At 67.7% G+C, this 24,135-nt stretch carries 19 protein-coding genes and 1 tRNA gene; 11 read left to right on the plus strand and 9 right to left on the minus strand.

Going from position 1 to position 24,135, the window contains the following annotated elements; translation table 11 throughout:
- Positions 1–118: 118 nt before the first annotated feature.
- The 7 genes from ATO4_RS06630 to ATO4_RS06660 all read right to left on the minus strand — a co-directional run bounded on the left by ATO4_RS06630 (position 119) and on the right by ATO4_RS06660 (position 3,478).
- The gene (locus ATO4_RS06630) at positions 119–394 is read right to left on the minus strand and encodes a hypothetical protein (RefSeq protein ID WP_139802292.1); all 276 of its coding nucleotides are present in this window, start codon (positions 392–394) and stop codon (positions 119–121) included.
- Positions 395–528: 134 nt separating this feature from the next.
- Positions 529–903 (minus strand): hypothetical protein, encoded by a 375-nt coding sequence (locus ATO4_RS06635; RefSeq protein WP_176222887.1) that lies wholly within the window; start codon positions 901–903, stop codon positions 529–531.
- Positions 904–971: 68 nt separating this feature from the next.
- On the minus strand, positions 972–1,652 hold the full coding sequence (purQ, locus tag ATO4_RS06640; RefSeq protein WP_083590646.1) for a phosphoribosylformylglycinamidine synthase subunit PurQ: 681 nt from the start codon (positions 1,650–1,652) through the stop codon (positions 972–974).
- Positions 1,649–1,906 (minus strand): hypothetical protein, encoded by a 258-nt coding sequence (locus tag ATO4_RS06645; RefSeq protein ID WP_083590647.1) that lies wholly within the window; start codon positions 1,904–1,906, stop codon positions 1,649–1,651. Before ATO4_RS06645 ends, purQ begins: the two co-directional genes overlap by 4 nt.
- A 15-nt stretch (positions 1,907–1,921) precedes the next feature.
- Entirely contained in the window at positions 1,922–2,170 is a 249-nt protein-coding gene (gene purS / locus ATO4_RS06650) for a phosphoribosylformylglycinamidine synthase subunit PurS (RefSeq protein ID WP_083590648.1), read from the minus strand.
- A 94-nt stretch (positions 2,171–2,264) separates the two neighbouring features.
- Positions 2,265–3,029 (minus strand): phosphoribosylaminoimidazolesuccinocarboxamide synthase, encoded by a 765-nt coding sequence (gene purC / locus ATO4_RS06655; RefSeq protein WP_083590718.1) that lies wholly within the window; start codon positions 3,027–3,029, stop codon positions 2,265–2,267.
- 375 nt (positions 3,030–3,404) lie between these two features.
- A tRNA-Cys gene (locus ATO4_RS06660) sits at positions 3,405–3,478 on the minus strand.
- 743 nt (positions 3,479–4,221) lie between these two features.
- On the opposite strand from ATO4_RS06660, the gene ATO4_RS06665 reads away from it, so the two are divergent.
- The 11 genes from ATO4_RS06665 to ATO4_RS06715 all read left to right on the plus strand — a co-directional run bounded on the left by ATO4_RS06665 (position 4,222) and on the right by ATO4_RS06715 (position 22,048).
- Positions 4,222–7,596 carry a M10 family metallopeptidase gene (locus tag ATO4_RS06665; RefSeq protein ID WP_083590649.1) on the plus strand — a complete coding sequence of 1,125 codons (3,375 nt, stop codon included), beginning with the start codon at positions 4,222–4,224 and terminating at the stop codon, positions 7,594–7,596.
- A gap of 421 nt (positions 7,597–8,017) precedes the next feature.
- Positions 8,018–8,941 carry a D-alanine--D-alanine ligase gene (locus ATO4_RS06670; RefSeq protein ID WP_083590650.1) on the plus strand — a complete coding sequence of 308 codons (924 nt, stop codon included), beginning with the start codon at positions 8,018–8,020 and terminating at the stop codon, positions 8,939–8,941.
- The gene (locus ATO4_RS06675; RefSeq protein ID WP_245308604.1) at positions 8,929–9,837 is read left to right on the plus strand and encodes a cell division protein FtsQ/DivIB; all 909 of its coding nucleotides are present in this window, start codon (positions 8,929–8,931) and stop codon (positions 9,835–9,837) included. Before ATO4_RS06670 ends, ATO4_RS06675 begins: the two co-directional genes overlap by 13 nt.
- Positions 9,834–11,162: a cell division protein FtsA gene (gene ftsA, locus ATO4_RS06680; protein ID WP_083590651.1), complete on the plus strand. Its 1,329-nt coding sequence runs from the start codon at positions 9,834–9,836 to the stop codon at positions 11,160–11,162. The genes ATO4_RS06675 and ftsA overlap by 4 nt, the downstream gene beginning before the upstream one ends.
- 125 nt (positions 11,163–11,287) lie before the next feature.
- Positions 11,288–12,844: a cell division protein FtsZ gene (gene ftsZ / locus ATO4_RS06685; protein ID WP_083590652.1), complete on the plus strand. Its 1,557-nt coding sequence runs from the start codon at positions 11,288–11,290 to the stop codon at positions 12,842–12,844.
- Positions 12,845–13,146: 302 nt separating this feature from the next.
- Complete coding sequence (gene lpxC, locus ATO4_RS06690) at positions 13,147–14,085, plus strand: UDP-3-O-acyl-N-acetylglucosamine deacetylase (protein ID WP_083590653.1); 939 nt, start codon at positions 13,147–13,149, stop codon at positions 14,083–14,085.
- 298 nt (positions 14,086–14,383) lie between these two features.
- The gene (locus ATO4_RS06695) at positions 14,384–15,268 is read left to right on the plus strand and encodes an outer membrane protein assembly factor BamD (RefSeq protein ID WP_083590654.1); all 885 of its coding nucleotides are present in this window, start codon (positions 14,384–14,386) and stop codon (positions 15,266–15,268) included.
- Between the two features lie 210 nt (positions 15,269–15,478).
- Positions 15,479–17,149, plus strand: coding sequence for a DNA repair protein RecN (gene recN, locus ATO4_RS06700; protein ID WP_083590655.1), 1,671 nt, complete (start codon positions 15,479–15,481; stop codon positions 17,147–17,149).
- Positions 17,150–17,436: 287 nt separating this feature from the next.
- The gene (locus ATO4_RS06705; protein ID WP_083590656.1) at positions 17,437–18,540 is read left to right on the plus strand and encodes an NAD(P)/FAD-dependent oxidoreductase; all 1,104 of its coding nucleotides are present in this window, start codon (positions 17,437–17,439) and stop codon (positions 18,538–18,540) included.
- A gap of 33 nt (positions 18,541–18,573) precedes the next feature.
- Positions 18,574–21,141, plus strand: a complete 2,568-nt coding sequence (gene ligA / locus ATO4_RS06710; protein ID WP_083590657.1) for an NAD-dependent DNA ligase LigA — start codon at positions 18,574–18,576, stop codon at positions 21,139–21,141.
- 394 nt (positions 21,142–21,535) lie between these two features.
- Entirely contained in the window at positions 21,536–22,048 is a 513-nt protein-coding gene (locus ATO4_RS06715; RefSeq protein ID WP_176222884.1) for a YbjN domain-containing protein, read from the plus strand.
- A 60-nt stretch (positions 22,049–22,108) separates the two neighbouring features.
- Here ATO4_RS06715 and ATO4_RS06720 read toward each other — a convergent pair whose 3' ends face one another.
- Entirely contained in the window at positions 22,109–22,813 is a 705-nt protein-coding gene (locus ATO4_RS06720) for a hypothetical protein (RefSeq protein WP_083590720.1), read from the minus strand.
- An 8-nt stretch (positions 22,814–22,821) separates the two neighbouring features.
- Positions 22,822–24,132, minus strand: a complete 1,311-nt coding sequence (locus tag ATO4_RS06725) for a TRAP transporter large permease subunit (RefSeq protein ID WP_083590659.1) — start codon at positions 24,130–24,132, stop codon at positions 22,822–22,824.
- Positions 24,133–24,135: the final 3 nt, after the last annotated feature.

A 24,135-nucleotide genomic window follows, 5' to 3' on the forward strand; every position in this document is an offset into this window, starting at 1 on the left:
AGATCAGCTTCGATCGACAGCCCGCTCCGTCATCCCGTTGGCGCAGGATCCTTTGCGCGAAGCGGTTGCCACGTCTCGCGACCCTGTTCTCGCAGCAGTGGCGAGCGTGACTGCGCCGTCAGCCGCGGACCCAAGCGACGCCGCTCCCCTGACAGGCGATCGTGTCGCCGGGCCGTCGGCGGATCTCGCTCGCGTCGTCGACCTGCGAGACCGCGTCATCCATCAGCCGCTGGCTGAAGACGAGGAGCGCGACGCCCTTGCCCGGCGCGCGCAGGCAGAGGCCGTAGCCGTCCGTGTCGACCGTCGCGAAGCTGGCGCTCCGCTCGACATCCTTGGACCGGAAGAGCACACGCGCCGTCTGCCCGGCATAGGCGATCTCGGTCGGCGAGGGCATCGGCGAAGGGCTCGGCGCGGTCCTGCTGGAGGATACGCTTGCGGTCGCAAGCGTGGCGTCGTCCAGGTCGCCCGATGCGCAGGCGCTGCAGGTCGCCATCAGGCAGAGGACCGGGAAGAGCCGCGGCACGACATTCATGCCGCACAGCCGTTGCTGCCGGCGGCCCAGCGCTGCACGTCGGCCCCGATCCGGCCGCCGAGGCTTTCGCCCATCAACGGCCCGTAGGTGGCGACGGCGCCCGAGCCGCTCGCTCCCTCGACGACGACGAGCGGGCGGGCTTCCGGCTTGCCCCGCGGCACCAGAAGAAAGCGCGGCTTGCCGGAGAAGGACGAGAGTTCGGGCGCCAGCGAATAGGCCGCGAAGGCCGGATCCTGCGACTTGAACCAGCAGCGATTGGCGTTCAGCGTCAGCCGCTCCATACGGTCGAGGCCAGTGTCGGCGGCGACCCGCGCGGGGGCCTCCTGGCGCGCGCTGCATGCCGGCAGGGCGGCAAGTGCGACGAGGCCGATCGACGCGAGGAGGGCGCGCTTGCGCGTCCTGCCGGCCCGAAAGGCGGTGGCGCCCCAGGCGATGGCGCTCAAGCCGCGACGCTCTGCGAGGCGCTGAGGACGCTTTCGAAGATGCCGCGCCCGTCGGTGCCGCCATGTTCCGGCTCGATCAGGTTCTCCGGATGCGGCATCATGCCGAGGACGTTGCCGGTTCCATTGACGATGCCGGCGATGTCGTTGATGGCGCCGTTCGGATTGGTCCCCTCGGCATAGCGCAAGACGATCTGGTCGTTGTCCTGAAGGCCCTTCAGCGTCGCCTCGTCGGCGAAGTAGTTGCCGTCGTGATGGGCGACGGGGCAGCGAATGACCTGTCCCTGGCCATAGGCGGAGGTGAACCGCGTCGAGGCATTGACCACCTCGAGCTTCACCTCGCGGCAGACGAAGCGCAGCGCCGCGTTGCGCATCAGGGCGCCGGGCAGGAGCCCGGCCTCGCACAGGATCTGGAACCCGTTGCAGACGCCGAGCACGGGCACGCCCTTCGCTGCGGCCTCGGCGACCGCCCGCATCACCGGCGAGCGCGCGGCGATCGCCCCGGCCCGCAGATAATCGCCGAAGGAGAAGCCGCCCGGCACCACCAGGAGATCGACGTCGGGCAGCGACGTCTCGGTCTGCCAGACGGTCGCCGGCGCCTGGCCGGTGATCGTCGTCAGCGCGGCGATCATGTCGCGGTCGCGGTTGAGGCCGGGGAGAAGGACGACGGCGGTTTTCATCGATCGTGCTCGAAAGGTGCGTGCGGCTCGGCCATTTCACGAAGTTCCAGCCGGCGCTCGATGCGCTCCAGCTGTTGCTCGTGGCGATCTAGCTTCGCATAGATGTTGTGAACGTCGTTTTGCATCGAGAGCATGTGGCCCCGGATCGAAATGAGCTCCTGCTTCACTTCGGATATGCCATGGTCGAGCTTGTCAAAGCGCTCATGAAACCGCTTCATCAATTCGAACAGCAATTCGTTCGTCACCTCGGCCATCACGACGGTTCCCTGCTACCCGTGGTCGATTTCCACAGCATAGTTCTCGATCACCGTGTTGGCGAGAAGCTGCGCGCACATGGCGTCGAGCTTCGTCTTGGCGCTGGCCGCGTCGTCGCCGTCGAGGGTCACGTCGAAGACCTTGCCCTGGCGCACGGAGCCGACGCCCTCGATGCCGAGATTGGACAAGGCGGATTCGATCGCCTTGCCTTGCGGGTCGAGGACGCCGGTCTTCAGCGTGACGATGATGCGAGCCTTGATCATTGGTCCTCTGCGGTCCTCTGGGCGGGAATGCGACGTTCGCTGGAATAGACCAGCTTGAGTGCCGGTGCCGGCTGTTTCACGGGCCTTCGCCGCTTCACTTGACCAACACCGGCCCGGAGGGGCGGGGCGGCTCGTTCTCGTTCATGATGCCGAGGCGACGGGCGACTTCCTGATAGGCCTCGACCAGCCCGCCCATGTCGCGGCGGAAGCGGTCCTTGTCGAGCTTGTCCTGGGTCTGGACGTCCCACAGACGGCAACTATCGGGCGAGATCTCGTCGGCGACGACGATGCGCATCATGTCGCCCTCGAACAGGCGGCCGGTCTCGATCTTGAAGTCGACGAGCTGGATGCCGACGCCGAGGAAGAGGCCGGAGAGGAAGTCGTTGACCCTGATGGCGAGCGCCATGATGTCGTCGATTTCCTGCGGGCTCGCCCAGCCGAAGGCGGTGATGTGTTCTTCGGAGACCAGCGGGTCGTCGAGGGCGTCGGCCTTGTAGTAGAACTCGATGATCGAGCGCGGCAGGACGGTGCCTTCCTCGATTCCGAGGCGCTTGGCCAGCGATCCGGCGGCGACGTTGCGCACCACGACCTCGAGCGGGATGATCTCGACTTCCTTGATCAGCTGCTCGCGCATGTTGAGCCGGCGGATGAAGTGCGTCGGGATCCCCATCTTGTTCAGGTGGGAAAAGATGTACTCCGAGATCCGGTTGTTGAGGACGCCCTTGCCGTCGACGATCTCATGTTTCTTCTTGTTGAAGGCGGTGGCGTCGTCCTTGAAGAACTGGACGAGGGTGCCGGGTTCCGGACCTTCATAAAGAATCTTGCCTTTGCCTTCGTAGATGCGGCGGCGACGTGTCATCATGAATACTCTATCGAGGTAAGGCTGCGCCCCGGCGGGAATCGCGGAGGGACGAGCGCATATCGACCGGGTGAATAGACCAAAAGCCCCTCCATCACAATCGGCAGCGCCGTTGTGAGCAAGGATGTGGTGCTTCGTCCGACAATTGCCAAACGATCGGCCCGCTTCGCCGCCGGCGGGCTCGGACGTCCAGCTTAGCGGTCGCGGCCCTCGGTGGCCGGCGGCGCATGTCATCAAGTCGTCGCAGCCCGTGCGCTAGCGCTTGCGAAGACATCGCCGACAATCCCGGGCCTTGAGCAATCGGCTGGGGACCGGTGTGGGCGAAACCCGGGAATTCCCGAAACTGCCGGAAGAACGGGCTGCCGGACAAGCGGCTGGAGGCCTCGGCCGGAATCGAACCGGCGTGCAAGGATTTGCAGTCCTCTGCGTAACCACTCCGCCACGAGGCCTCACCGGCGCTCTACCTACTGAGCAAGCGGTCGTTTCGCAAGGGGCCAAAACGATCGGCGTTGAATGAATGTGCCGTCGGCCCGCTGCTGCGTGGGCTCGGGCGACCTGCACTCCCGCGGACGCCGCACCTGTACGCCTCGTGCAGTTGGGGCGGGGGCCGGGCATCGACCGTCAACCCTGGCGACAATCCCTCGCCCGGCGGCGAATCGAACCGCCGCACGCGCCGGATCCCGGCAGAGCCGGCTCCTCGCACGCTGCGGCCGACCGCCGCGCGCAGCCGGGCGTGAGTGCGATCATCATCGGTGGCTCCGGCACGATCGGGCGGTTCGGCGTCGGTCTCGCCGATCTGATGCCATCGGCTTCATCGTCTGGAGATCGACGCGCTCGATCGATGCGCCAGAGGGTGATGCGGCTCCCGTCATCGTGACCGCCCCGACGGCAGGCCTTTGCTGTCGACCGGTGGTGCCGCCGGTGTCATCGATCGAGAACCGGGAGAAGCCGCCGGCAGGCCAGTCAGGCAGGCAGGATCGCGTGAGGTCGCCACACGAGGGGCGGGCGGCAGCATCGCTCGCACTGCGGGTCCTTGTGGGAAGAAAAACCCGCTCGTGTGCTGATGAGAGCCCATGAATTACCAAGGGGAATGAAAAATGACGTGAAGTCGGTTTTCGTGCCCTCTTCGCTTTGTTAAGACTTCCATATTCCTTCCGCCAAGGGAGCGGAGCCGGAAAGCGAGGTTCCTGGTATGGCTGCATCCGCCGTCTTGTCGACTTTCACCGGCGATCTGTTCATCGATGGCGTTCTCTACGGAACGAGATGGGCGGGCGACCTGACTTATAGTTTCGCCGATACGGCGGCCGATTTCGGTCCCGGTTACCGCTTCACCTTCTCGGGGCTAGGAGAGCTCAACGCGGCGCAGCAGTTCGCGGTCCGCTACATCATCGGCGACAACGACCCGACCGCTGCGACGCCGCTCGCCTTCACCTACGGCTCCTTCACCGATGTGGCGACGCTCCCGATCAGCTTCGTCGCCAACCCGACGACGCCGACGACGATGGTGATCGCCGAGGCTCATGCCGTCGACGACGTCCAGAACGAAATCGACGCCAATCCGATTCCGACGGCCTTCGCCATGTTTCCCGATCCTTCCGATCCGGCTGATCAGGCCCAGGGCGACGTGTTCTTCGGGACCAATGGGAGCCAGTACCGCGATCCGCGGGTCGGCAACTTCGCCTGGGCGACCCACATCCATGAACTCGGCCACGCCTTCGGCCTGAAGCATGGCCACGAGCCGAGGCACGGTCTGACCGATCGCGGCCCCGAATACGTGATTCCCGCGTGGCGCAATTCGCTCGACTACTCGATCATGACCTATTCGAGCAGCCCGAACGTCTATCTCGCGGGGGGATACCAGACCGAGCGCTACGGTTATGCCCAGACCCTGATGATGTACGACATCGCGGCGCTCCAGCATCTCTACGGCGCCAACTACGCCACCAATGCCACCCACACGACCTACAGCTGGTCGCCGACCACCGGCGAGATGTTCGTCAACGGCGTCGGGCAGGGCGTGCCGGGGGCGGGCGATACCGGGTTCGATACCAACAAGGTGTTCCTGACCATCTGGGACGGCGGCGGCAACGACACCTACGACATGTCGAACTACTCCGCCGACCTGCATATCGACCTCGCGCCGGGCGAATCGTCGCGCATGGATCCCGCCCAGCGCGCCGTCACCCACCAGCGCCAGATCCAGGTCGGCGTCGAGCCGGCCGAGGCGCTGATCTCCCAGGGCAACGTCTTCAATGCGCTCCTCTTCAACGGCGACACCCGATCGCTGATCGAGAATGCCACCGGCGGGTCCGGCAACGACTGGATCGACGGCAACCAGGGCGCCAACCGGCTGATCGGCAATGCCGGAAACGATGTCCTCAACGGGCGGGAGGGGGACGACCGGCTGTTCGGCGGCGACGGCGACGACGTGCTCCTCGGGGACCGTCGCAGCGTGCAGGGCTTCAACGGCCCGGGCTTCGTCAACGTGCCGACCGGCCAGCCGCTCAATTCGGTGCAGGGGGCCTTCAACCTGACGCCCTATATCGGCACCGTCGCGAGCCCGAACGTCTTTCTGAGCGACACCAACCCGCATGTCAGCGCGGTCGTCACCGCCGACAACAACGGCTACGACGCCTTCGCGATCTATGTCGCCGCCCCCGGCATCCTGATCATCGACATCGACAACGCGTCCTTCCAGGGCTTCAACGCGCTGGTCGAACTCTTCGATTCCAATCTGACCGCACTGTCCTCGAGCGACGAATCGGCGTCGGATCCCGGCTCGCGCCAGGACAAGACGAGCGCGCAGGACACGCCGGGCTCGGAAGACCCCTACATCTCCTACGGCATCAACACGCCCGGCTGGTACTACATCACCGTCGACGACACGCTGTCGCGCGGTGTCTTTGCCGGCGGCTACACGCTGTCCGTCACGCTGCCGGTCCTCTCCGAGTCACTCGCCAACGAGGGCGCCGACGTGCTGCGCGGCGGCGGCGGCGCCGATATCCTGCGCGGCCATGGCGGCAACGACTTCCTCGACGGGGGCACCGAGGCCGACGACATCGACGGCGGCAACGGCGTAGACACCGCATCCTACGAATTCTCCTTCGGCGGCGTCTCCGTCAACCTGACCACCGGCACCGGCCGCTTCGGCGAAGCCGAGGGTGACATGCTGAAAGACGTCGAGAACCTTATCGGCTCGCGCTTCAACGACGTCCTGTTCGGCAACGGCGTCGCGAACTCGCTGGCCGGCGCAGGCGGCTCGGATCGCCTCGCAGGCCTTGCCGGCAACGATGTCCTGGAAGGTGGCGCGGCCGCCGATGAACTGGACGGAGGCGCAGGCTTCGATCAGGCGAGCTATCTCGGCTCTGCCTATGGCGTCACCGTCAATCTGAGTGCCGGGACAGGCGCAAGGGGCGACGCGGCGGGCGATACGTTGGTCGGGATCGAAGCCGTGACGGGCTCGCAGGCCGTCGACGTCCTCTTCGGCGACTTCGGGGCGAACGTCCTCAACGGCGAGGGCGGCACGGATACCCTGCGCGGCTATGCCGGCAACGACGTCCTGCGTGGCGGAGCGGGGGCGGACATCATCGAGGGCGGCGGCGGTATCGATCAGGCCAGCTATGACCGGTCCGGTGCTGGTGTTTCCATCAATCTCGGCAACGGCATGGGCTCAGGCGGCGACGCCGAGGGCGACCGGCTGTCCTTTATCGAGAACCTCGTCGGCTCGGGGTTCGCGGACCTGCTTCTCGGAGATGCCGGGGCAAACACCCTCGAAGGGCGAAACGGCAACGACGTGCTGCGGGGCTTTGCCGGCAACGACCGCCTGTACGGCGGCAATGGCAATGACGAACTCTTCGGCGACTTCAACTCCGATTTCCTGGCGGGGGGAGCGGGCAACGACACGATCTCCGACGGCGCGGGCGCCGACACCGTCTTCGGCGAGGCCGGCGACGACCTCGTCCTCGCCACCGCGGACGGCGCGGACGACTCCTATGGAGGCGGTGCCGGCTTCGACCTCCTGAGCTATGCCGAGGCGATCGCCGACGTGGTGATCGACCTCGTCAACGGGAATGCCACTGGCAGCGACATCGGCACCGATGTCGTCTCGGGATTCGAGCGTGCCGTCGGCGGGGCCGGCAACGACCGCCTGATCGGCGACGCCTTCTCCAGCCTGCTCGGCGGCAATGGCGGCAACGACACGCTGCTCGGCAGCGCCGGCAACAACAATCTCTGGGGCGGCGCCGGCAACGACAATCTGCGCGGCTTCTCCGGCTTCGACGTCCTCATCGGCGGCATCGGCAACGACCGGCTGGAGGGCGGCGGCAACGCCGACAGCTTCGTCTTCGGCAACGGCTTCGGGCGCGACGTCATCGTCGACTTCGAGGCCACCAACCCGGCCGAGACGATCGACCTGTCGGCGGTCGGCGCCATCGTCAGCTTTGCCGACCTTGCGGCGAACCATCTGACACAGGTCGGCGCCAATGCGGTGATCACCGATGCGGCGAACACCATAACGCTGAACAATGTGAACATCGCCGCTCTCGACGCCGGCGACTTCATCTTTTGAAGGGATCAACCGCTCGGCAAGGCTGGAGGTTGTCCTGGCTGCGGAGCCGGACGACCCCGCGCAGGCCGTTGCACATCCGGCGCGCCGAAGCGCAGCCTATTTCCTGCGTTCGCGTCGGCTGCGATGCCCGGCATCGAAACCGACGCCCGGCCAGCCGGGAGAAGGCTTTAACCAAGATCTCAGCGTACCATCACAATTTGCTGAATTGAATATATAAAAGATCATTCACGCGGTGGGTCTTTAGGGCGGATCTCACCGCGGGGCTGGATCCGTCACGCCGCGTCGACCGATGCGCCGACCGCCTCGCCCCGCTCCGACCCTTTCAAATTTCTTGCTTTCGCCACAGTCGGTTAACTCCCGCTTAACCATCGACAGGCAAAAGATTGATTCAAACTATCTGTTAATGCGGACGGCAGGCGCGATGGCCAAGCATGTTGCGGTCTTGATGGGCGGATTCTCCTCGGAGCGACCGGTCAGTCTCTCCTCGGGGAATGCCTGCGCCGACGCGCTCGAAGCGGTCGGCCATGCCGTCACGCGCCTCGACGTCGGCCGAGACGTCGCTGCGCGTCTCGGGGAGATCGCGCCGGACGTCGCCTTCAACGCGCTGCACGGCCCCTTCGGCGAGGACGGCACGATCCAGGGCGTGCTCGAATATCTGCAGATCCCCTATACCCATTCCGGCGTCCTCGCCTCGGCCCTGTCGATGCACAAGGGGCGGGCGAAGATCGTCGCCAAGTCGGCCGGCGTGCCGGTGGCCGAAGCGAAGGTGCTGCATCGGCTTGATGCCGCGCCCGCCCACGTCCTGTCGCCGCCCTATGTGGTCAAGCCGGTCGCCGAGGGCTCCAGCTTCGGCGTCCTGATCGTGCGCGAGGACCAAGGCAAGCCGCCGCAGGAGCTCTATTCCGCCGACTGGCCCTATGGCGACATCGTCATGGTCGAGCGCTACGTCCATGGCCGCGAACTCACCTGCGCGGTAATGGGCGACGTCGCCCTCGACGTGTGCGAGATCGTGCCCGAAGGCTACGCCTTCTACGACTACGATTCGAAGTACCGGCCGGGCGGCTCACGCCACGTGGTGCCGGCGGAGATCCCCAAGCAGGTCGCCCGCAAGATCCAGGAGCATTCGCTCGCCGCCCACAAGGCGATGGGCTGCCGCGGCGTGACGCGGTCCGACTTCCGCTACGACGATCGCTTCGGCGAGGGCGGGGAACTCATCTGGCTGGAAATCAACACCCAGCCCGGCATGACGCCGACTTCGCTGGTTCCCGACATCGCGCGGGCGGCGGGCCATTCCTTCGAGGACCTGATCGCCTGGATGGTGGAGGACGCCTCATGCGCCCGCTGAACCCGAACCATCTTTCAGCCGACATGCACGGCCCCGGACGGCTCGAGCGTGCAAGGTCGCGGATCATGCGGCGCCTCGAGAAGTTCGTCGCCACCGCTTCGGCGCTGCCGCTTCCGGGCTTCGGCGCCATGGCCTTCGTCGTCGTCTCCGGCAGCGTCGCCTACGGCGTGGCCCTCGGCGGCCATGCCGGCCAGGTGCTCGACGGCATCGGCCAGCCGCTGGGGTTTGCCATCGACAAGGTGGACGTGCGCGGCAACAGCGAGACCTCGGAGATCGACGTCCTGCAGGCGCTCTGGATGACCGGCTCGCAGACGCTGCTGTCGCTCGATCCGACGGGCGCGCGCCAGACCCTGGAAGCCATGCCCTGGATCGATCGCGCCTCGGTGCAGAAGATCTTCCCCGACCGGGTCGAGATCGATCTCGAGGAGCACCGGCCCTACGCCATCTGGCAGACCGGCCAGTCCTTCTTCGTCGTCAACCGCGAGGGCAAGAAGATCGTGCCCTACGTGCCCGGCCGCTTCGACGCGCTGCCGGTGGTCGTGGGGACCGGCGCTGCCAGCGCGGCCGCCGGCGTGATCGACGACATGGAGGGGTTTCCCGAGCTTCGCGCAAGGGTCAGGGCGTATGTTCGCGTGGGCAGCCGTCGCTGGGACCTCGAACTGAAGAACGGGGTCACGATCCGGTTGCCGGAGGACAAGCCCATGGATGCTCTGGCGGAGGTCGTCCTGTTGGATCGGCAGAATACGCTGCTCGAGCGCGACATCGCCGCGGTCGACATGCGCCTGTCGGACCGGGTCGTCGTCCGGCTGACGCCGGATTCGCTCGGGCGGCGCGCGGAGCGCCTGAAGGAACGGGCGAAGCTGATCAAGCGCCTTGGCAAGGACAAGCCGGTATGAGTCTGTTTGGTTTCGGCAAATCCGATCTGCCCAGGATGAAGGGGTTGTCGCCGCGCCGCGCGCGGGTGATCTCCGTCCTCGACGTCGGTTCCGAGAAGATCTCCTGCCTGATCGCGCGACTGCGCCCGCGCGTCGCCGGCGAGATGCTCCCCGACCGCACCCACACCATCGAAGTCATCGGCGTCGGCCATCACCGCTCGCGCGGCATCAAGTCCGGCGCCGTCGTCGACATCGCCGCGGCGGAGATGGCGATCCGCCAGTGCGTCGACGCGGCCGAGCGGATGGCCGGCCTGTCGGTCGAATCGCTGATCGTCTCGGTCACGGCCGGCCGCCTGAAGAGCGCGCGCCGCCGCTCCGACGTCGAGATCGTCGGCGAGGTCTCGCCGGCCGATCTCTCCCGCGTCACCGGCCATGCCGCGAAGCTGCCCGTCGACGACGGCCGCGTCGCACTCCATTCGACGGTCTACGACGTCCAGCTCGACGACGAGTCGGGACTGGAAAACCCCGTCGGCATGACCGGATCGCGGCTGTCGGCCAACCTTCACGTCCTGACCGCCGAGGTGGCGCCGCTGCGCAACCTCGAGGCGGCGATCAACCGGGCGCAGCTCGTCGTCGAGGCCTTCGTCGCGACGCCCTATGCCAGCGCGCTGTCGACCATGGTCGAGGACGAGGCGGCGATGGGCTCGGCCTGCATCGACATGGGCTCGGGCGCGACCAGCATCGCGATCTTCAACAACGGCCGCTTCGTCTATGCCGACCAGATCGCCGTCGGCGGCTCGAACATCACCATGGATCTCGCCCGCGGCCTGTCGATCAGCCCGGCCGACGCCGAGCGTATCAAGGTCATGCACGGCTCGACCATGGCCGAGCTCCTCGACGACACCGGCGAGCCGATCACCGTCGCGCCGCTGGGCGAGAGCGGCGACGCCCATCCGATCGTCGTCAAGCGCTCGCTGGTGACGAAGATCATCCGGCCGCGGGTCGAGGAGACGCTCGAACTCGTCCGCGACCGGCTGAACGCCTCCGGCCTCGGCCATGTCATCGGCAAGCGCGTGGTCCTGACCGGCGGCGCCAGCCAGCTCGCCGGGCTCGCCGAGACGGCTCGCACGGTCCTGCAGCGCAACGTCAGGCTGGGGCGACCGCTGGGCGTTACGGGCCTCAACCCATCGAGCAAGGGGCCGGGCTTTTCGACCTCCGTCGGCCTCCTGATCTACCCGCAGGTCGCGCATCGCGAATACGTCGCGGAGCGCTCGATCGCCGTGCAGGCCATCGAGAAGGCGATGGAGGGAGGCCGGATCGGCTCCTGGCTGCGGCGGAGCTCGTAGCAGATTCGGCGCGGCGGGGGTGCTGCGCCGGGAAGACAACACGGTGCGCGCCGCGCGCCCTTGGGAATGGCAACGAACGGCCGCGCGGCAAAACGGCCTTTGCGAATTGAAAGAGGAATGAGGGCATGAGTATCACCTTGAAAAAGCCGGACATCACCGAACTGAAGCCCCGCATCACCGTCTTCGGTGTCGGTGGCGGTGGCTGCAACGCGGTCAACAACATGATCAGTGCCGGCCTCGAGGGGGTCGACTTCGTGATCGCCAACACCGATGCTCAGGCGCTGCGGTCCTCGCGGGCCGAGCGCATCATCCAGATGGGCGTCGCCGTCACCGAGGGTCTCGGCGCCGGCTCCCAGCCCGAGGTCGGCCGTGCCGCCGCCGAAGAATCGATCGACGAGATCTGCGATCACCTCCTCGGCTCGCACATGTGCTTCGTCACCGCCGGCATGGGCGGCGGCACCGGCACGGGCGCTGCTCCCGTCGTTGCCCGGGCGGCCCGCGAGAAGGGCATCCTCACCGTCGGCGTCGTCACCAAGCCGTTCCACTTCGAGGGCCAGCGCCGGCTTCGGATCGCCGAGCAGGGCATCGAGGAACTGCAGAAGAACGTCGACACGCTGATCGTCATTCCGAACCAGAACCTCTTCCGCATCGCCAACGACAAGACCACCTTCGCCGACGCCTTCGCGATGGCCGACCAGGTGCTCTATTCGGGCGTCGCCTGCATCACCGACCTGATGGTCAAGGAAGGCCTGATCAACCTCGACTTCGCCGACGTCCGTTCGGTGATGCGCGAGATGGGCAAGGCGATGATGGGCACCGGCGAGGCGTCCGGCGAGGGCCGCGCCATGGCCGCCGCCGAGGCGGCCATCGCCAACCCGCTGCTCGACGAGACCTCGATGAAGGGCGCCAAGGGCCTGCTCATCTCGATCACCGGCGGCCGCGACCTGACCCTGTTCGAAGTCGACGAGGCGGCGACCCGCATCCGCGAGGAAGTCGACCAGGATGCCAACATCATCCTCGGCGCGACCTTCGACGAGAATCTGGAAGGCGTCATCCGCGTGTCGGTGGTCGCCACCGGCATCGACAAGAGCGACGTCGAGATGGCCCAGCGCTCGTCCATGACCACCAGCCAGACGGCCGCGATGGCGCAGCAGCGGGCGATCCCGCAGGCTGCTCCGGCAGCTCAGCCGGCGCCGGCCATGGCCGCATCGGCTCACGCCGCGCCGGCCCCGGCCACCGAAGAAGAAAGCGAGATCGAGGACGCTTTTTCGGCCGCGCTCGCCGCCGAGATCGCGCAGGTTGCCCCGCAGTCGGCGCCGCGCTCCGCGGTTTCTAGCGCGGAGACGGCGATGGAGCCGGTGCAGCCGGCCCGCATGCCGCGCGTGGAAGACTTCCCGCCGGTGGTGCGTGGCGAGATCGAGCAGCGTCAGGCTGCCGGCGAACAGGCCGGCGACGAGCGGGGTGCCATGGGGCTCCTGCGCCGTCTGACCACCGGACTGTCGCGCCGCGAGGAAGAGGAGCATGCCGGCGAGCCGGCCCGCCGCGCCCATGTGGAGCCGAATCCCTATGCCCCGCGCCGCGCCGCGGCGGAATCGGCGGCCCGTCCGGCCACCGCGTCGCGTCCGGTGAGCGAGGAGGATCAGCTGGACATCCCGGCGTTCCTCCGACGCCAAGCCAACTGATCTCGCGCCTCTGTTGCGGTTTCGTGACACTGCCCGCCGGAGCGATCCGGCGGGCATTTTCATACAAGCCATTGATTTCATGGGCTTGCAGCGAATTGTTCACAGGCTCTCGGTAACAGTGGGTAAGAAAGCGTGATTTTGCCAAATCTGCTCCCGGATTTACCAACGTTCTCAACAAAAGGAGAACCATTCGGATTCTCCGGCGCATGTCGGCCCTCGGTCGACGAACTTTCGTGTGTGAGCGGACCCGGCACGGGGATTTTGCCGGACGCGGGGCGGGGAAAGGTCATTCGGACGTGTTGATGTTCCAGCAGACGATAGCATCGCGGATCGACTTCGGCGGCGTCGGTGTGCATAGCGGGCTGCCGGTGCGGCTGGCTCTGTTGCCGGCGGAGATCGATACGGGCATCGTCTTTCACCTCGTCGGCGCGGACGGCCTGATCCAGGAGATCCCCGCGATCTCGTCGAATTCCACCCCGTCCGATCTCTCCACCGTGGTCGGCAATCCGAACGGCTCTCACGTCTCGACCATCGAGCACCTGATGGCGGCGCTCTATGCCATGGGCATCGACAACGTCGTCGCCAGGATCGATGCCCGGGAGACGCCGATTCTCGACGGCGGCTCGGCCGAATATGTGCGCGGGATCGTCGAAGCCGGCGTCGTCAGCCAGGTCGCCAAGCGCCGCTATCTGCGGGTTCTGAAGCCGGTCTCCATCGAGCTGAACGAGGCGAGGGCGGAGTATCGACCCTATGCCGGCACCCGGTTCGAGGTCGAGATCGATTTCGCCAATGCCGCCATCGGCCGTCAGGCCTACCGGGCCGACCTGACCGCGGCGCGCTTCACCAAGGATCTCGCCCGGGCCCGCACCTTCGGCTTCATGGCCGATGTCGAGCGGCTCTGGGCGGCCGGCTACGCGCTCGGCTCGTCGCTGGAGAACTCGGTCGTCCTCTCCGACGAGGGGCGGGTGGTCAATCCCGAGGGCCTGCGCTTCGAGGACGAGTTCGTGCGCCACAAGGCGCTCGACGCCGTCGGCGACCAGGCGCTGGGCGGCATTCGCATTCTTGGATGCTACCGGTCCTATCGCGGCGGCCACCGGCTGAACGCGCTGGCGCTGCGGGCGCTGCTCGCCGACCGCAAGGCTTATGAGATCGTCGAGATGCCGTCCCGCCGCGTCGACCCGGTGCGCCACGCGCCGCTGGTCGCCGTCGCAGCCCCGGCGTTCGGCCCGCAGGTTCTCTGACACCGCCGTCACGGTGGCAGGATGCCGCCTGTGCCCGCGGGACACGGCCCTGCGCGGGATCCGCTTCTCCGGGGCTTCCTGCCGGTGTGATGGCGCCACGTGCCATGGCCAGAGGCAACGCGGCGGCCGCATCGGTGACCTTGCGGCAACAACCGGACTGTGAATCTCGCCATCTCACGGCGTTCCGGGCAGGCGGCCACAAAAAAGGCTGCTTACTCTGGCTTCGGCATTGTTCGAGCCTTGCTCGGGGGGTAGTGATGCCGGCCGGAGGCCGATTGGGCTAGGGGACCCGCAAGACATGATCGACGCGACCAGATTTTCTGCCGGATCGACGAAATGGCTCCGGCATCTCTTGCTGACCGGAGTTGTGCTCGGTGCCGCATCCGGCCTTGCCGGCTGCATGTCGGGGGGCGACAGCGACGTCGACGTTCTGGCGCTCGCCGCCGAGACCGATCCGCCGGACGTCCTCTACAACCAGGGCCTCGCCAATCTCGAAGGCGGTCGCCTCGGCGAAGCCGCCAAGAAGTTCCAGGCGATCGACCGCCAGCACCCCTATTCGGAATGGGCGCGCAAGGCGCTGATCATGCAGGCCTTCGCCAGCTATCGCGGCGGCGACTACGAAGAGGCGACGACGGCGGCCAAGCGCTATCTCTCGCTCTATCCGGATTCCGACGACGCCGCCTATGCCGAGTACATCATCGGCCTGTCGCACTACCGTCAGATCCCCGACGTCACTCGCGACCAGAAGCAGGCTGCCTATACCGCCCAGGCGATGCGGGCGCTGATGGAGCGCTTCCCCGATACCGCCTATGCCGAGGACGCCAGGGGCAAGCTGCGCATCGCCCGCGACCAGCTCGCCGGCAAGGAGATGCTGGTTGGCCGCTATTATCTGGAGCGCCGCGACTATCTGGCGGCCATCAACCGCTTCAAGAACGTCGTCGACGTCTATCCCGACACCCGCCAGGTGGAAGAGGCGCTGGCCCGCCTGACCGAGGCCTATTACGCGATGGGCCTGACCCGCGAGGCGCAGGCCTCCGCCTCGGTCCTCGGCCAGAACTTCCCCGACTCGCCCTGGTACAACGACAGCTATGCGCTGCTCCGGGGGCATGGGCTGGAGCCGCGCGAGGGATCGTCCGACTCCTGGTTCGCGGCCGCGACGAAGAAGATCACCGGCGCCTCTTGAGGCCGCGGCCTGCCAGGATCGCACGACCCGGCGGGACGTGTCGGACCGGCATGAGACGAGAGCGATGCGGGCGGCGCGCCAGCGCCGCTCGCCTCGTCGCCACAACCGCCCGCCTGTCAGCCGGGGCACAGCTTCTTGCCCGGCTTGCGAAACCCGGGCCCGCGACCGACAGTGTCGTCGCCGCATCCTGCCCTGACCGACGATTCGGACATGCTGGTCCATCTTTCCATCCGTGACATCGTACTGATCGAGCGCCTCGACCTGACGCTGGGGGCCGGCCTGTCCGTGCTGACGGGCGAGACCGGCGCCGGCAAGTCGATCCTGCTCGATTCCCTCGCCCTCGCCCTCGGGGGCCGGGGCGACGGCTCGCTGGTGCGGCACGGGGCGAAGCAGGGCGAGGTGACGGCCGCCTTCGATATCGAGACGGACCACCCGGCAAGGCGCCTCCTGACCGACAACGGCTTCGACGACGACGGCGATCTCGTCCTGCGCCGGGTCCAGACCGCCGACGGGCGGACCCGTGTCTTCATCAACGACCGGCCGGCCAGCGTCGCCCTGATGCGCGCGATCGGCCTGTCGCTGGTGGAGATTCACGGCCAGCACGACGACCGCGCGCTCGTCGACGCGGCGAGCCACCGCACGCTCCTCGACGACTTCGGCGGCCTCGGTGACGATGCCGCGGCGACGGCCCGGCTGTTCGGCGAATGGCGTTCCGCCCGCGAGGCCCTCGGCCGGCACCGGGCGAAGGTCGAGGCGGCGGCGCGCGAGGCGGATTTCCTGCGCAGCGCGGTGGAGGAGCTGTCCGAGCTGCAGCCGATTGCCGGCGAGGAAGAGGAGCTTGCCGCGAGCCGGCAGGTGATGATGCGCTCGGAGAAGATCGCCACCGACGTCAACGATGCCAATGAGGAACTGTCCGGGCCGGCCTCGCCGATTCCCGGCCTCGCCAATCTCCTGAAGCGCCTCGACCGCAAGCGGGACGAACTTCCCGGTCTCCTCGACGAGGCGATCGAGCGGCTCGACACCGCCCTCGACGCGCTCTCCGACGCCCAGACCTCGCTCGAGGGGGCGCTGCGCAGCCTGGAGTTCGATCCGCGGGCGCTGGAGGCCACCGAGGAGCGGCTGTTCGCGCTGCGGGCTGCCGGGCGCAAGTACAACGTGCCCGTCGACGACCTGCCGGAGCTGACGGCGAGGATGATCGGCGATCTTGCCGACGTCGATGCCGGCGAGGAGCGGCTGGTGAAGCTCGAACGCGACGTCGAGGAGAAGCGCGAGCGCTTCGACACGGCGGCGCTGGTTCTGTCGGAAAAGCGCGCCGTCGCCGCCCGCATGCTGGAAGCGGCGGTGATGGCCGAGCTGCCGGATCTGAAGCTGGAGCGCGCGAGCTTCATGGTGACGCTCGAGCGTGACCCGGAGCGGCGGGACGCTTCCGGCATAGACACCGCCGAGTTCCACGTGCGCACCAATCCCGGCACGCGCGCCGGCCCGATGATGAAAGTCGCCTCGGGCGGCGAGCTGTCGCGCTTCCTGCTCGCCCTGAAGGTGGCGCTGGCCGATCGCGGCTCGGCCCCGACGCTGGTCTTCGACGAGATCGACACCGGCGTCGGCGGCGCCGTCGCCGACGCCATCGGGCGCCGCCTCGCGCGTCTCGCCGGAACCGTGCAGGTGCTCGCGGTGACCCATGCGCCGCAGGTCGCGGCGCGCGCCTCGACCCATCTCCTGATCTCCAAGGCCAGCGTCGCCGGGGCCGAAGAGGACCGCGTCGCCACCCGTGTCGCGGCGATCGACACCGAGGGTCGGCGCGAGGAAATTGCCCGCATGCTCGCCGGCGAGAGCGTGACGGAAGAGGCGCGCGCCGCCGCCGCGCGGCTGATCGGACGCTGACGGCCTGAGCGTCCCGCGAACGCCGCCGGGAATGATCGCCTGATCGCCCCCGATCGGCGCGCGATTGCCAAAGATCAACGCCCGATGGTCTCGCCGTCGATGGGGGATGCGCTTTTTCGCCCGTCGAAACGCGCCCTTAGCATTCGTCACCGTACTTGAGGAGGCGACGAGTCCGGGGCAAGATCTGCGTCGAGCGTTCGGAACGCCGCGTCGCCGAGGATCGGCCGGCTCGCTCATCCATCGGGGCGAGACGGCGCGTTGAGGCAGAACTCTGGGGGGAGCCCGACATGGCGCGAGACGGAACGGTGCTGATCGCCGGAGCTGGCCCGGTGGGGTTGGCGGCCGCGGTGGAGCTGACCCGGCGCGGCGTCGCCGTGCGCATCGTCGATGCCGGCGACGGCCCGACGCCGGCCGAGCAATCGCGGGCGCTGGCGATCAATCCGACGACGCTGGCGATCCTCGCACCGTCAGGCCTCCGCGAAGCCCTTCTCGCAGCCGGCACGACGATCACCGGGAGCGACGTCGTCATCGATGGCCGGACGGTTCTTTCTCTGTCGTTCAAGTCGGCCCGCACGCCCCATCCCTTCATGCTCTCTTTGCCCCAGGGCCGGACCGAGCGCCTGATGATCGACTGGCTGGGACAGCGGCAGGTCGCCGTCGAGTGGAATGTCGGGCTCGTCGCCGTCGGTGAGACCCACCGCCCGAGCGCGACGCTCTCCACCGGGGAAGAGGTTGCGGCCGCGGCGATCCTCGGCTGCGACGGCAGCCATTCGAAGGTGCGCCAGGAGCTCGGCGTGCCCTGGAGCGGGAAAGGCTATCCCGGCGTTTTCGCGCTCGCCGACGTGATCTTCGAGGCGCCGATCGATCCCCACCGGGGGCGGATTTCCATCGGCTCGGGCGAGCGCACGTCCCATGCACTCCTGCCGATGGGAGAGGACCGGGCGCGGCTGATCGGCTTCCACGATTCGCCCGACGCGCTGGTCGCCGCCGTCGGGGGCATCGCCTCGGTGACCTGGCGCTCGACCTTCCGGGTGTCCTTCCGCCATGCCGAGCGGATGTCGCGGGGCTGGGTGTTCCTCGCAGGCGATGCGGCCCACGTCCATTCCCCGGTCGGTGGCCGGGGCATGAATCTCGGCATCGCGGACGCCGCGACCTTCGCCCACCTCTTCTGCGAGCACCGCGAGACGGAGTACGAATCGCAGCGCCTGCCGGTGGTCAGAAGCGTCATGCAAGAGACCCGCCAGATGACCGACATGCTGGCCAAGCCGCCCTCGCACATCGCCTCGTTCCTGAAATACGCCATGCCGATGGCGACGATGCTGCCCCCGGTGCGGCGCAAGATGGCCGAGCGGGTGCTGGCGCTTGACCTGCCGCAGCCGGAGTGGCTCTGAGAAGACCCTGAGGCGCAGGAGTGTTTGGAAGCGATGGCGAGGATTGCGGAGCGGCCGGTCGAAGCGTTGAGCGAAGCCGAGGCCGCCGAGGAGCTGAAGCGGCTGGCGGCCGAGATCGCGGGCCACGATCGGCGCTATCACGAGAACGACGCGCCGACGATCTCGGATGCCGCCTATGATGCCCTGCGCCGGCGCAACGGCGCCATCGAGCGGCGGTTTCCCGGCCTGGTTCGCGAGGATTCGCCCTCGATCCGGGTGGGCGCGGCGCCATCGGCGAAATTCGCCAAGGTCACCCATGCCATCCCGATGCTCTCCCTCGACAATGCCTTCTCTGACGACGACGTCGAGGACTTCGCGAAACGGGTCCGCCGGTTCCTGAAGCTCGCCGACGACGCGCCGCTGGCGATCACCGCGGAGCCGAAGATCGACGGGCTGTCCCTGTCGCTGCGCTATGAGGACGGGCGGCTCGTCTCGGCGGCGACGCGGGGCGACGGCACCGTCGGCGAGGACGTCACCGCCAATGCTCTGACCATCGAGGACATCCCCCACCGTCTCAGCGGCATCCGCCCGGCGGTCTTCGAGGTGCGCGGCGAGGTCTATATGAGCCATGCCGACTTCGCCGCGCTGAACGAGCGGCTGGCGGCGGGCGTCGAGCCGGCCGTCGCGGAGGCTGCGGAAGAGGAGGTGGACGCGATAGCTCCTGCGGAAAGCCCCGGGTTGGCAGAGCCGGAGGGGGAGGCGGATGACGATGCCGAAACCGCCAAGATCCGCCAGTTCGCCAATCCTCGCAATGCGGCCGCCGGGTCGCTGCGCCAGAAGGATGCGGGCGTCACGCGGTCGCGGCCGCTGAAGTTCTTCGCCTATGCCTGGGGCGAAGTCAGCGAGGTGCCGGGCGACACCCAGACCGAGGTGGTGGCCGCCCTCGGCAGGATGGGATTTTCCGTCAATCCGCTGATGCGGCGCTTCGACACGATCGAAGGCCTGATCGCGCACTATCACGCGATCGAGGAGAAGCGGGCCGATCTCGGCTACGACATCGACGGCGTCGTCTACAAAGTCGACGATCTGGGCCTGCAGAAGCGCCTCGGCTTCGTCTCGCGCTCGCCGCGCTGGGCCATCGCCCACAAGTTTCCGGCCGAACAGGCGACGACGCTGCTTCAGGACATCGACATCCAAGTCGGGCGTACCGGCGCGCTGACGCCGGTCGCCAAGCTGAAGCCGGTGACGGTCGGAGGCGTCGTCGTCTCCAACGCGACGCTGCACAACGAGGACTACATCGCCGGCAAGGATTCCGACGGCGCGCCGATCCGGGAAGGGCGCGACATCCGCATCGGCGACACGGTCCTGATCCAGCGCGCCGGCGACGTCATCCCGCAGGTGCTCGACGTCGTCCTGGAGAAGCGGCCGAAGGATGCCGACCCTTACGTCTTTCCCGACCACTGCCCGGTCTGCGGCTCGAAGGCGGTCCGCGAGGTCAATCCGCGCACCGGGCGCCCCGATTCCAAGCGCCGCTGCACGGCCGGGCTGACCTGTCCGGCCCAGGGGCGCGAGGGGCTGAAGCATTTCGTCTCGCGCGGCGCCTTCGACATCGAGGGGTTCGGCGAGACCTATATCGAGACGCTGTTCGACGCCGGGCTCGTGCGCCAGCCGGCGGACATCTTCTCCCTGACATTCGAACCGCTGCGCGAGGCGATCGAGGCCCGGCGCCGGGAGGTGTCGGAGGCGCGGCGCCGTTCGCAGGGGATGGCCGAGCCGGAGAAGCCGGCCAAGAAGGCCGAGACCTCCAAGGCGATCGACAATCTCCTGGCGGCGATCGACGCCCGCCGCACCGTGGCGCTGAACCGCTTCATCTTCGGCCTCGGCATCCGCCACATCGGGGAGACCTCGGCGAAGGCGCTGGCGCGGCACTTCGACGACGTCGCCGACCTTCTGGCCGGAATCGACAGGGCGGCGGCGGAGCAGCCGGGCGCGGCCTGGCACCGCCTGAAGGAGACGCCCTTCGTCGGCGAGAGCAGCTTCGAGGCGCTGCTGGCCGTCGGCGACGAGAGGCTGGACGATGCGGCCTACGATCCCTTCCGCGACCCGGCGACCGGGCTGAAGGCCAACCAGCGCGCGGCGCTGAAGGAGCGCTTCGGCGATGCCGCCGGGCTCTGCGAGGCGATCCGCGCGGCACGGGCAGAGGCGCCGGGGCCGCTCTATGATCGCCTGAAGTCCGACCGCGACATCGGCGAGGTGGCGACGGCGTCGTTGATCGAGTTCTTCGGCGAGGCGCACAACCGCGAGGCGGTGGAGGCGCTGGTCGAGGCGGGCGTGACGACGACCAACGATCGCCCGACGGCAGCGGAGACGGCGTCCTCGCCGGTGGCCGGCAAGACCGTCGTCTTCACCGGGTCGCTCGAGAAGATGACCCGCGACGAGGCCAAGGCCATGGCCGAAGCGCTGGGGGCGAAGGTGGCGGGCTCGGTGTCGAAGAAGACCGATCTCGTCGTCGCCGGTCCCGGCGCCGGCTCGAAGCTGGCGAAGGCGACGGAGTTCGGCGTCGAGGTGATCGACGAGGACGGATGGTTCGCGTTGATCGGTCGCCAGCCGGGCGAGGGATGAGACAGGCGGCCTGGGAGTTCACTCCCGGACCGCCGGTATCGACCTCGCGCGGCGCTGGAGCGGTAAACCCTTGGCGCCGGTCGAAGACCGGGGCCGACGATATGAGCAAGTGCGGGCGCCAGTCGGGGCAGACGCAAAAAGTTGCTGCGTCGATGACGTTGCTGTCGCAGTCGGCACGGGGGCGGACTGGGGGCACATCGAGGGCTTTTGCGACAGGATGACGTCACGTCTCGCCGGTCTTCCGCAGCGGGACGCAAGATCTGGGGCGCAACGGTTGCTGCGGTGCAGAACCGCCACGGGGGCTTACGAATCTGCCCGCGGCGGGCTCCGCGTCTTGCTTTGGCCGCGGCGGGGCCGCAGCCTCCGGTGACACATCGACGACATGGAATCCGATATGCTCGACCGTCCGGCGCAGCTACTGCGCGCAACCGCCACATCCCTGGCCCTTCTCGCGGCCCTGCCGGTCCCAGTGGCCCTCGCGGCCGAGGCGGGGCCGGCGGAGAACGCCATCGGCCGCAACGACCTGGCGGCGATCCTGGACGTGGCGCAGGGCTATGGAGAGGCGGAGCTGACGAAGACGGAGACCGGCGATCCGGTGATCACCGGTGACATCAACGGCACGGCCTACCAGCTGTTCTTCCTCGACTGCAGCAGGAACACCGACTGCCTGACGCTGAATTTCTACGCGATCTGGGACGGCGCGGGGATCGGCCTCGACCTCATCAACCGCTGGAACGCGACCGGCGCCTACAACAAGTCCTATCTCACCGAGACCGGGATGCCGGTGGTCGAACTCAACGCCTCGTCGATCGACCTGACGAGGGAGCGGCTCGGCGATCTCTTCGACCGCTGGACCGTGACGCTGGCCCAGTTTCCCCGTCTGGTGCTCGACAAGGCCGACGAATAGCACCCGCGCGAGGAGGCGCGACGGGAACAGGATTGCGGCCGGTTTCCTGCGCCCGGATCGTCATTCTGCGGCTGGGGCGGGAACATCTTCCGTCGCCATCGGATAGTGGAGGTTGCCGCCCTCATAGGGCGGGAACTCGGAGAAGTCGGCCCGCATCTCGTGGCGGACCGGCGAGTGGAGCGCGGCTTCCAGCGCGGACGGGCTGTCGAACAGGATGCGGTTGCGCTGGAGGTGCTGGACGCGGCGCCAGGGCATCGCGTCGATCCAGTCGATCCGGGTCAGGATCTCTAGCTCCCGCACGCCCGGGAACCGCCGCATGATCGGCGGGTGGTGGGCGATGTAGTGGGACAGCCAGGCGTTGGTGTCCATCGCCGGCCCCGGATAATGGACGACGTAGCTGCAGGCCGTCGGCGTCGGCGGCGCCGGCTCGGGAACGGCGAAGCTGCGCACCGCCATCGCCTGCTGCGTCGCCTCTGCCCCGGCAAGGCTCGGCAGGGCGCCGGGCTCGGCGAGCGGCCGCAGGACGCCGCCGCTGCCGATCGCCGCCTCCAGATCGGCAAGTTCCCCGAAATAGAGCTGGATGCCGAAGGCGGGCGGATGTCCGTCGTCGTTGTAGAGGTCCGATGCGGTCTCGGGGGTGTAGAGCCGCGCGCGCTCCAGACCGGGCACCGCGGCAAGGAGCGTGCGGACGCTGCCGCGGTCGTCGTCTGAGACCCGGCAGGCCGCATCGTCCGAGGTGAAGAAGACCAGATAGGAAAATCGCACGGGCGGCCTCACAACAGACTGGGCAGGAACAGCGCGAGGCTCGGGAACACGATGATCAGGACGATCAGGAGCAACGTGCAGACCATGTAGGGGGCCACCGCCAGCGCGACGGTCTTCAAGGTGGTGCCCGGCGGCGCGACGCCGATCATCACGAACAGCAGGAGGCCGAAGGGCGGTGTCGTGAAGCCGACCTCGTAGGCGAGCAGCAGGATGAGCGCGAACCAGACGAGATCGAAGCCGAAGTGGTTGGCGATCGGCAGGAAGATCGGCAGGGTGATCAGCATCATCGACACCTGGTCCATGAACATGCCGAGGATCAGGATCACCAGCACCATGATCGCGAGGAAGGTGTAGGGGCCGGGGTCGAAGCCGGTGACGAAGGAGATGAAGCCGAAGCTCGCGCCGGAGAAGGCGAAGACCTGGGCGAAGGTCGTCGAGGCGGAGATGATCAGGAAGGTCATGGCGGTGACCTTCATCGCATCGTCGAGGGCCGCCCAGACGGAGGCCCAGCTGAACCGGCGATAGGCGAAGAGCAGCCCGAAGACGCCCGCGCAGCCAAGAGCGGCCGATTCCGTCGGCGTCGCGATGCCGAGCAGGATCGTCCCGACCACCAGGAAGATGATGACGCCCATCGGCACGATGTTGATGGCGACCGCCTTTGCTTTCGCGGCGAAGCCGATGTCGTCGACCGGATAGAGCGGCGCGCAGTCCGGATCGATGCGGGTCTGGACGTAGATCAGGAGCGCGAAGATCACCGTCAGCAGGAGGCCCGGCAGGACGCCGGCGATGAGCAGCGCGCCGACATTGATGTTGGCGAGCGAGCCGAGCAGGACGCCGAGCGAGGACGGCGGGATGATCACCGCCAGGCTGCCGGCGCCGAGGATCGGCCCGTAGGCCATCTTCGGCTTGTAGTTCCGCTTCAGCATCTCGGGGACCATCAGCGATCCCATCATGCCGGTATTGGCAAGGCTCGATCCCGACAGCGCCGAGAACACCGCGCCGCCGGCGAGGACGACGTAGGACAGGCGGGCCCGCAGGTTGCCGATGCACAGGTCGAGGGCGTGCATGACGCCGTCGCCGAGGCCGGAGCGGAAGAACAGGCTGCCCATGATCAGGAACAGCGGGAGCGGTGCCAGCGAGTAGCTGGCGATCGCGTCGGAGAAGTTCGCGATCATCTGGGTGACGCCGGCCGACCCGCCGAAGAACAGGAACAGGCCGATGATGTTGACGAGGAAGAAGGCGAATGCGACGGGCAGGCCCAGACCCATGAAGAACAGGATCAGGCCGACCATCAGGGCGAAGGGAAACAGCCAGTCCATGGT

This window comes from Aurantimonas sp. 22II-16-19i, assembly GCF_002088275.1.
In the GTDB taxonomy this organism is placed as follows: domain Bacteria; phylum Pseudomonadota; class Alphaproteobacteria; order Rhizobiales; family Rhizobiaceae; genus Jiella.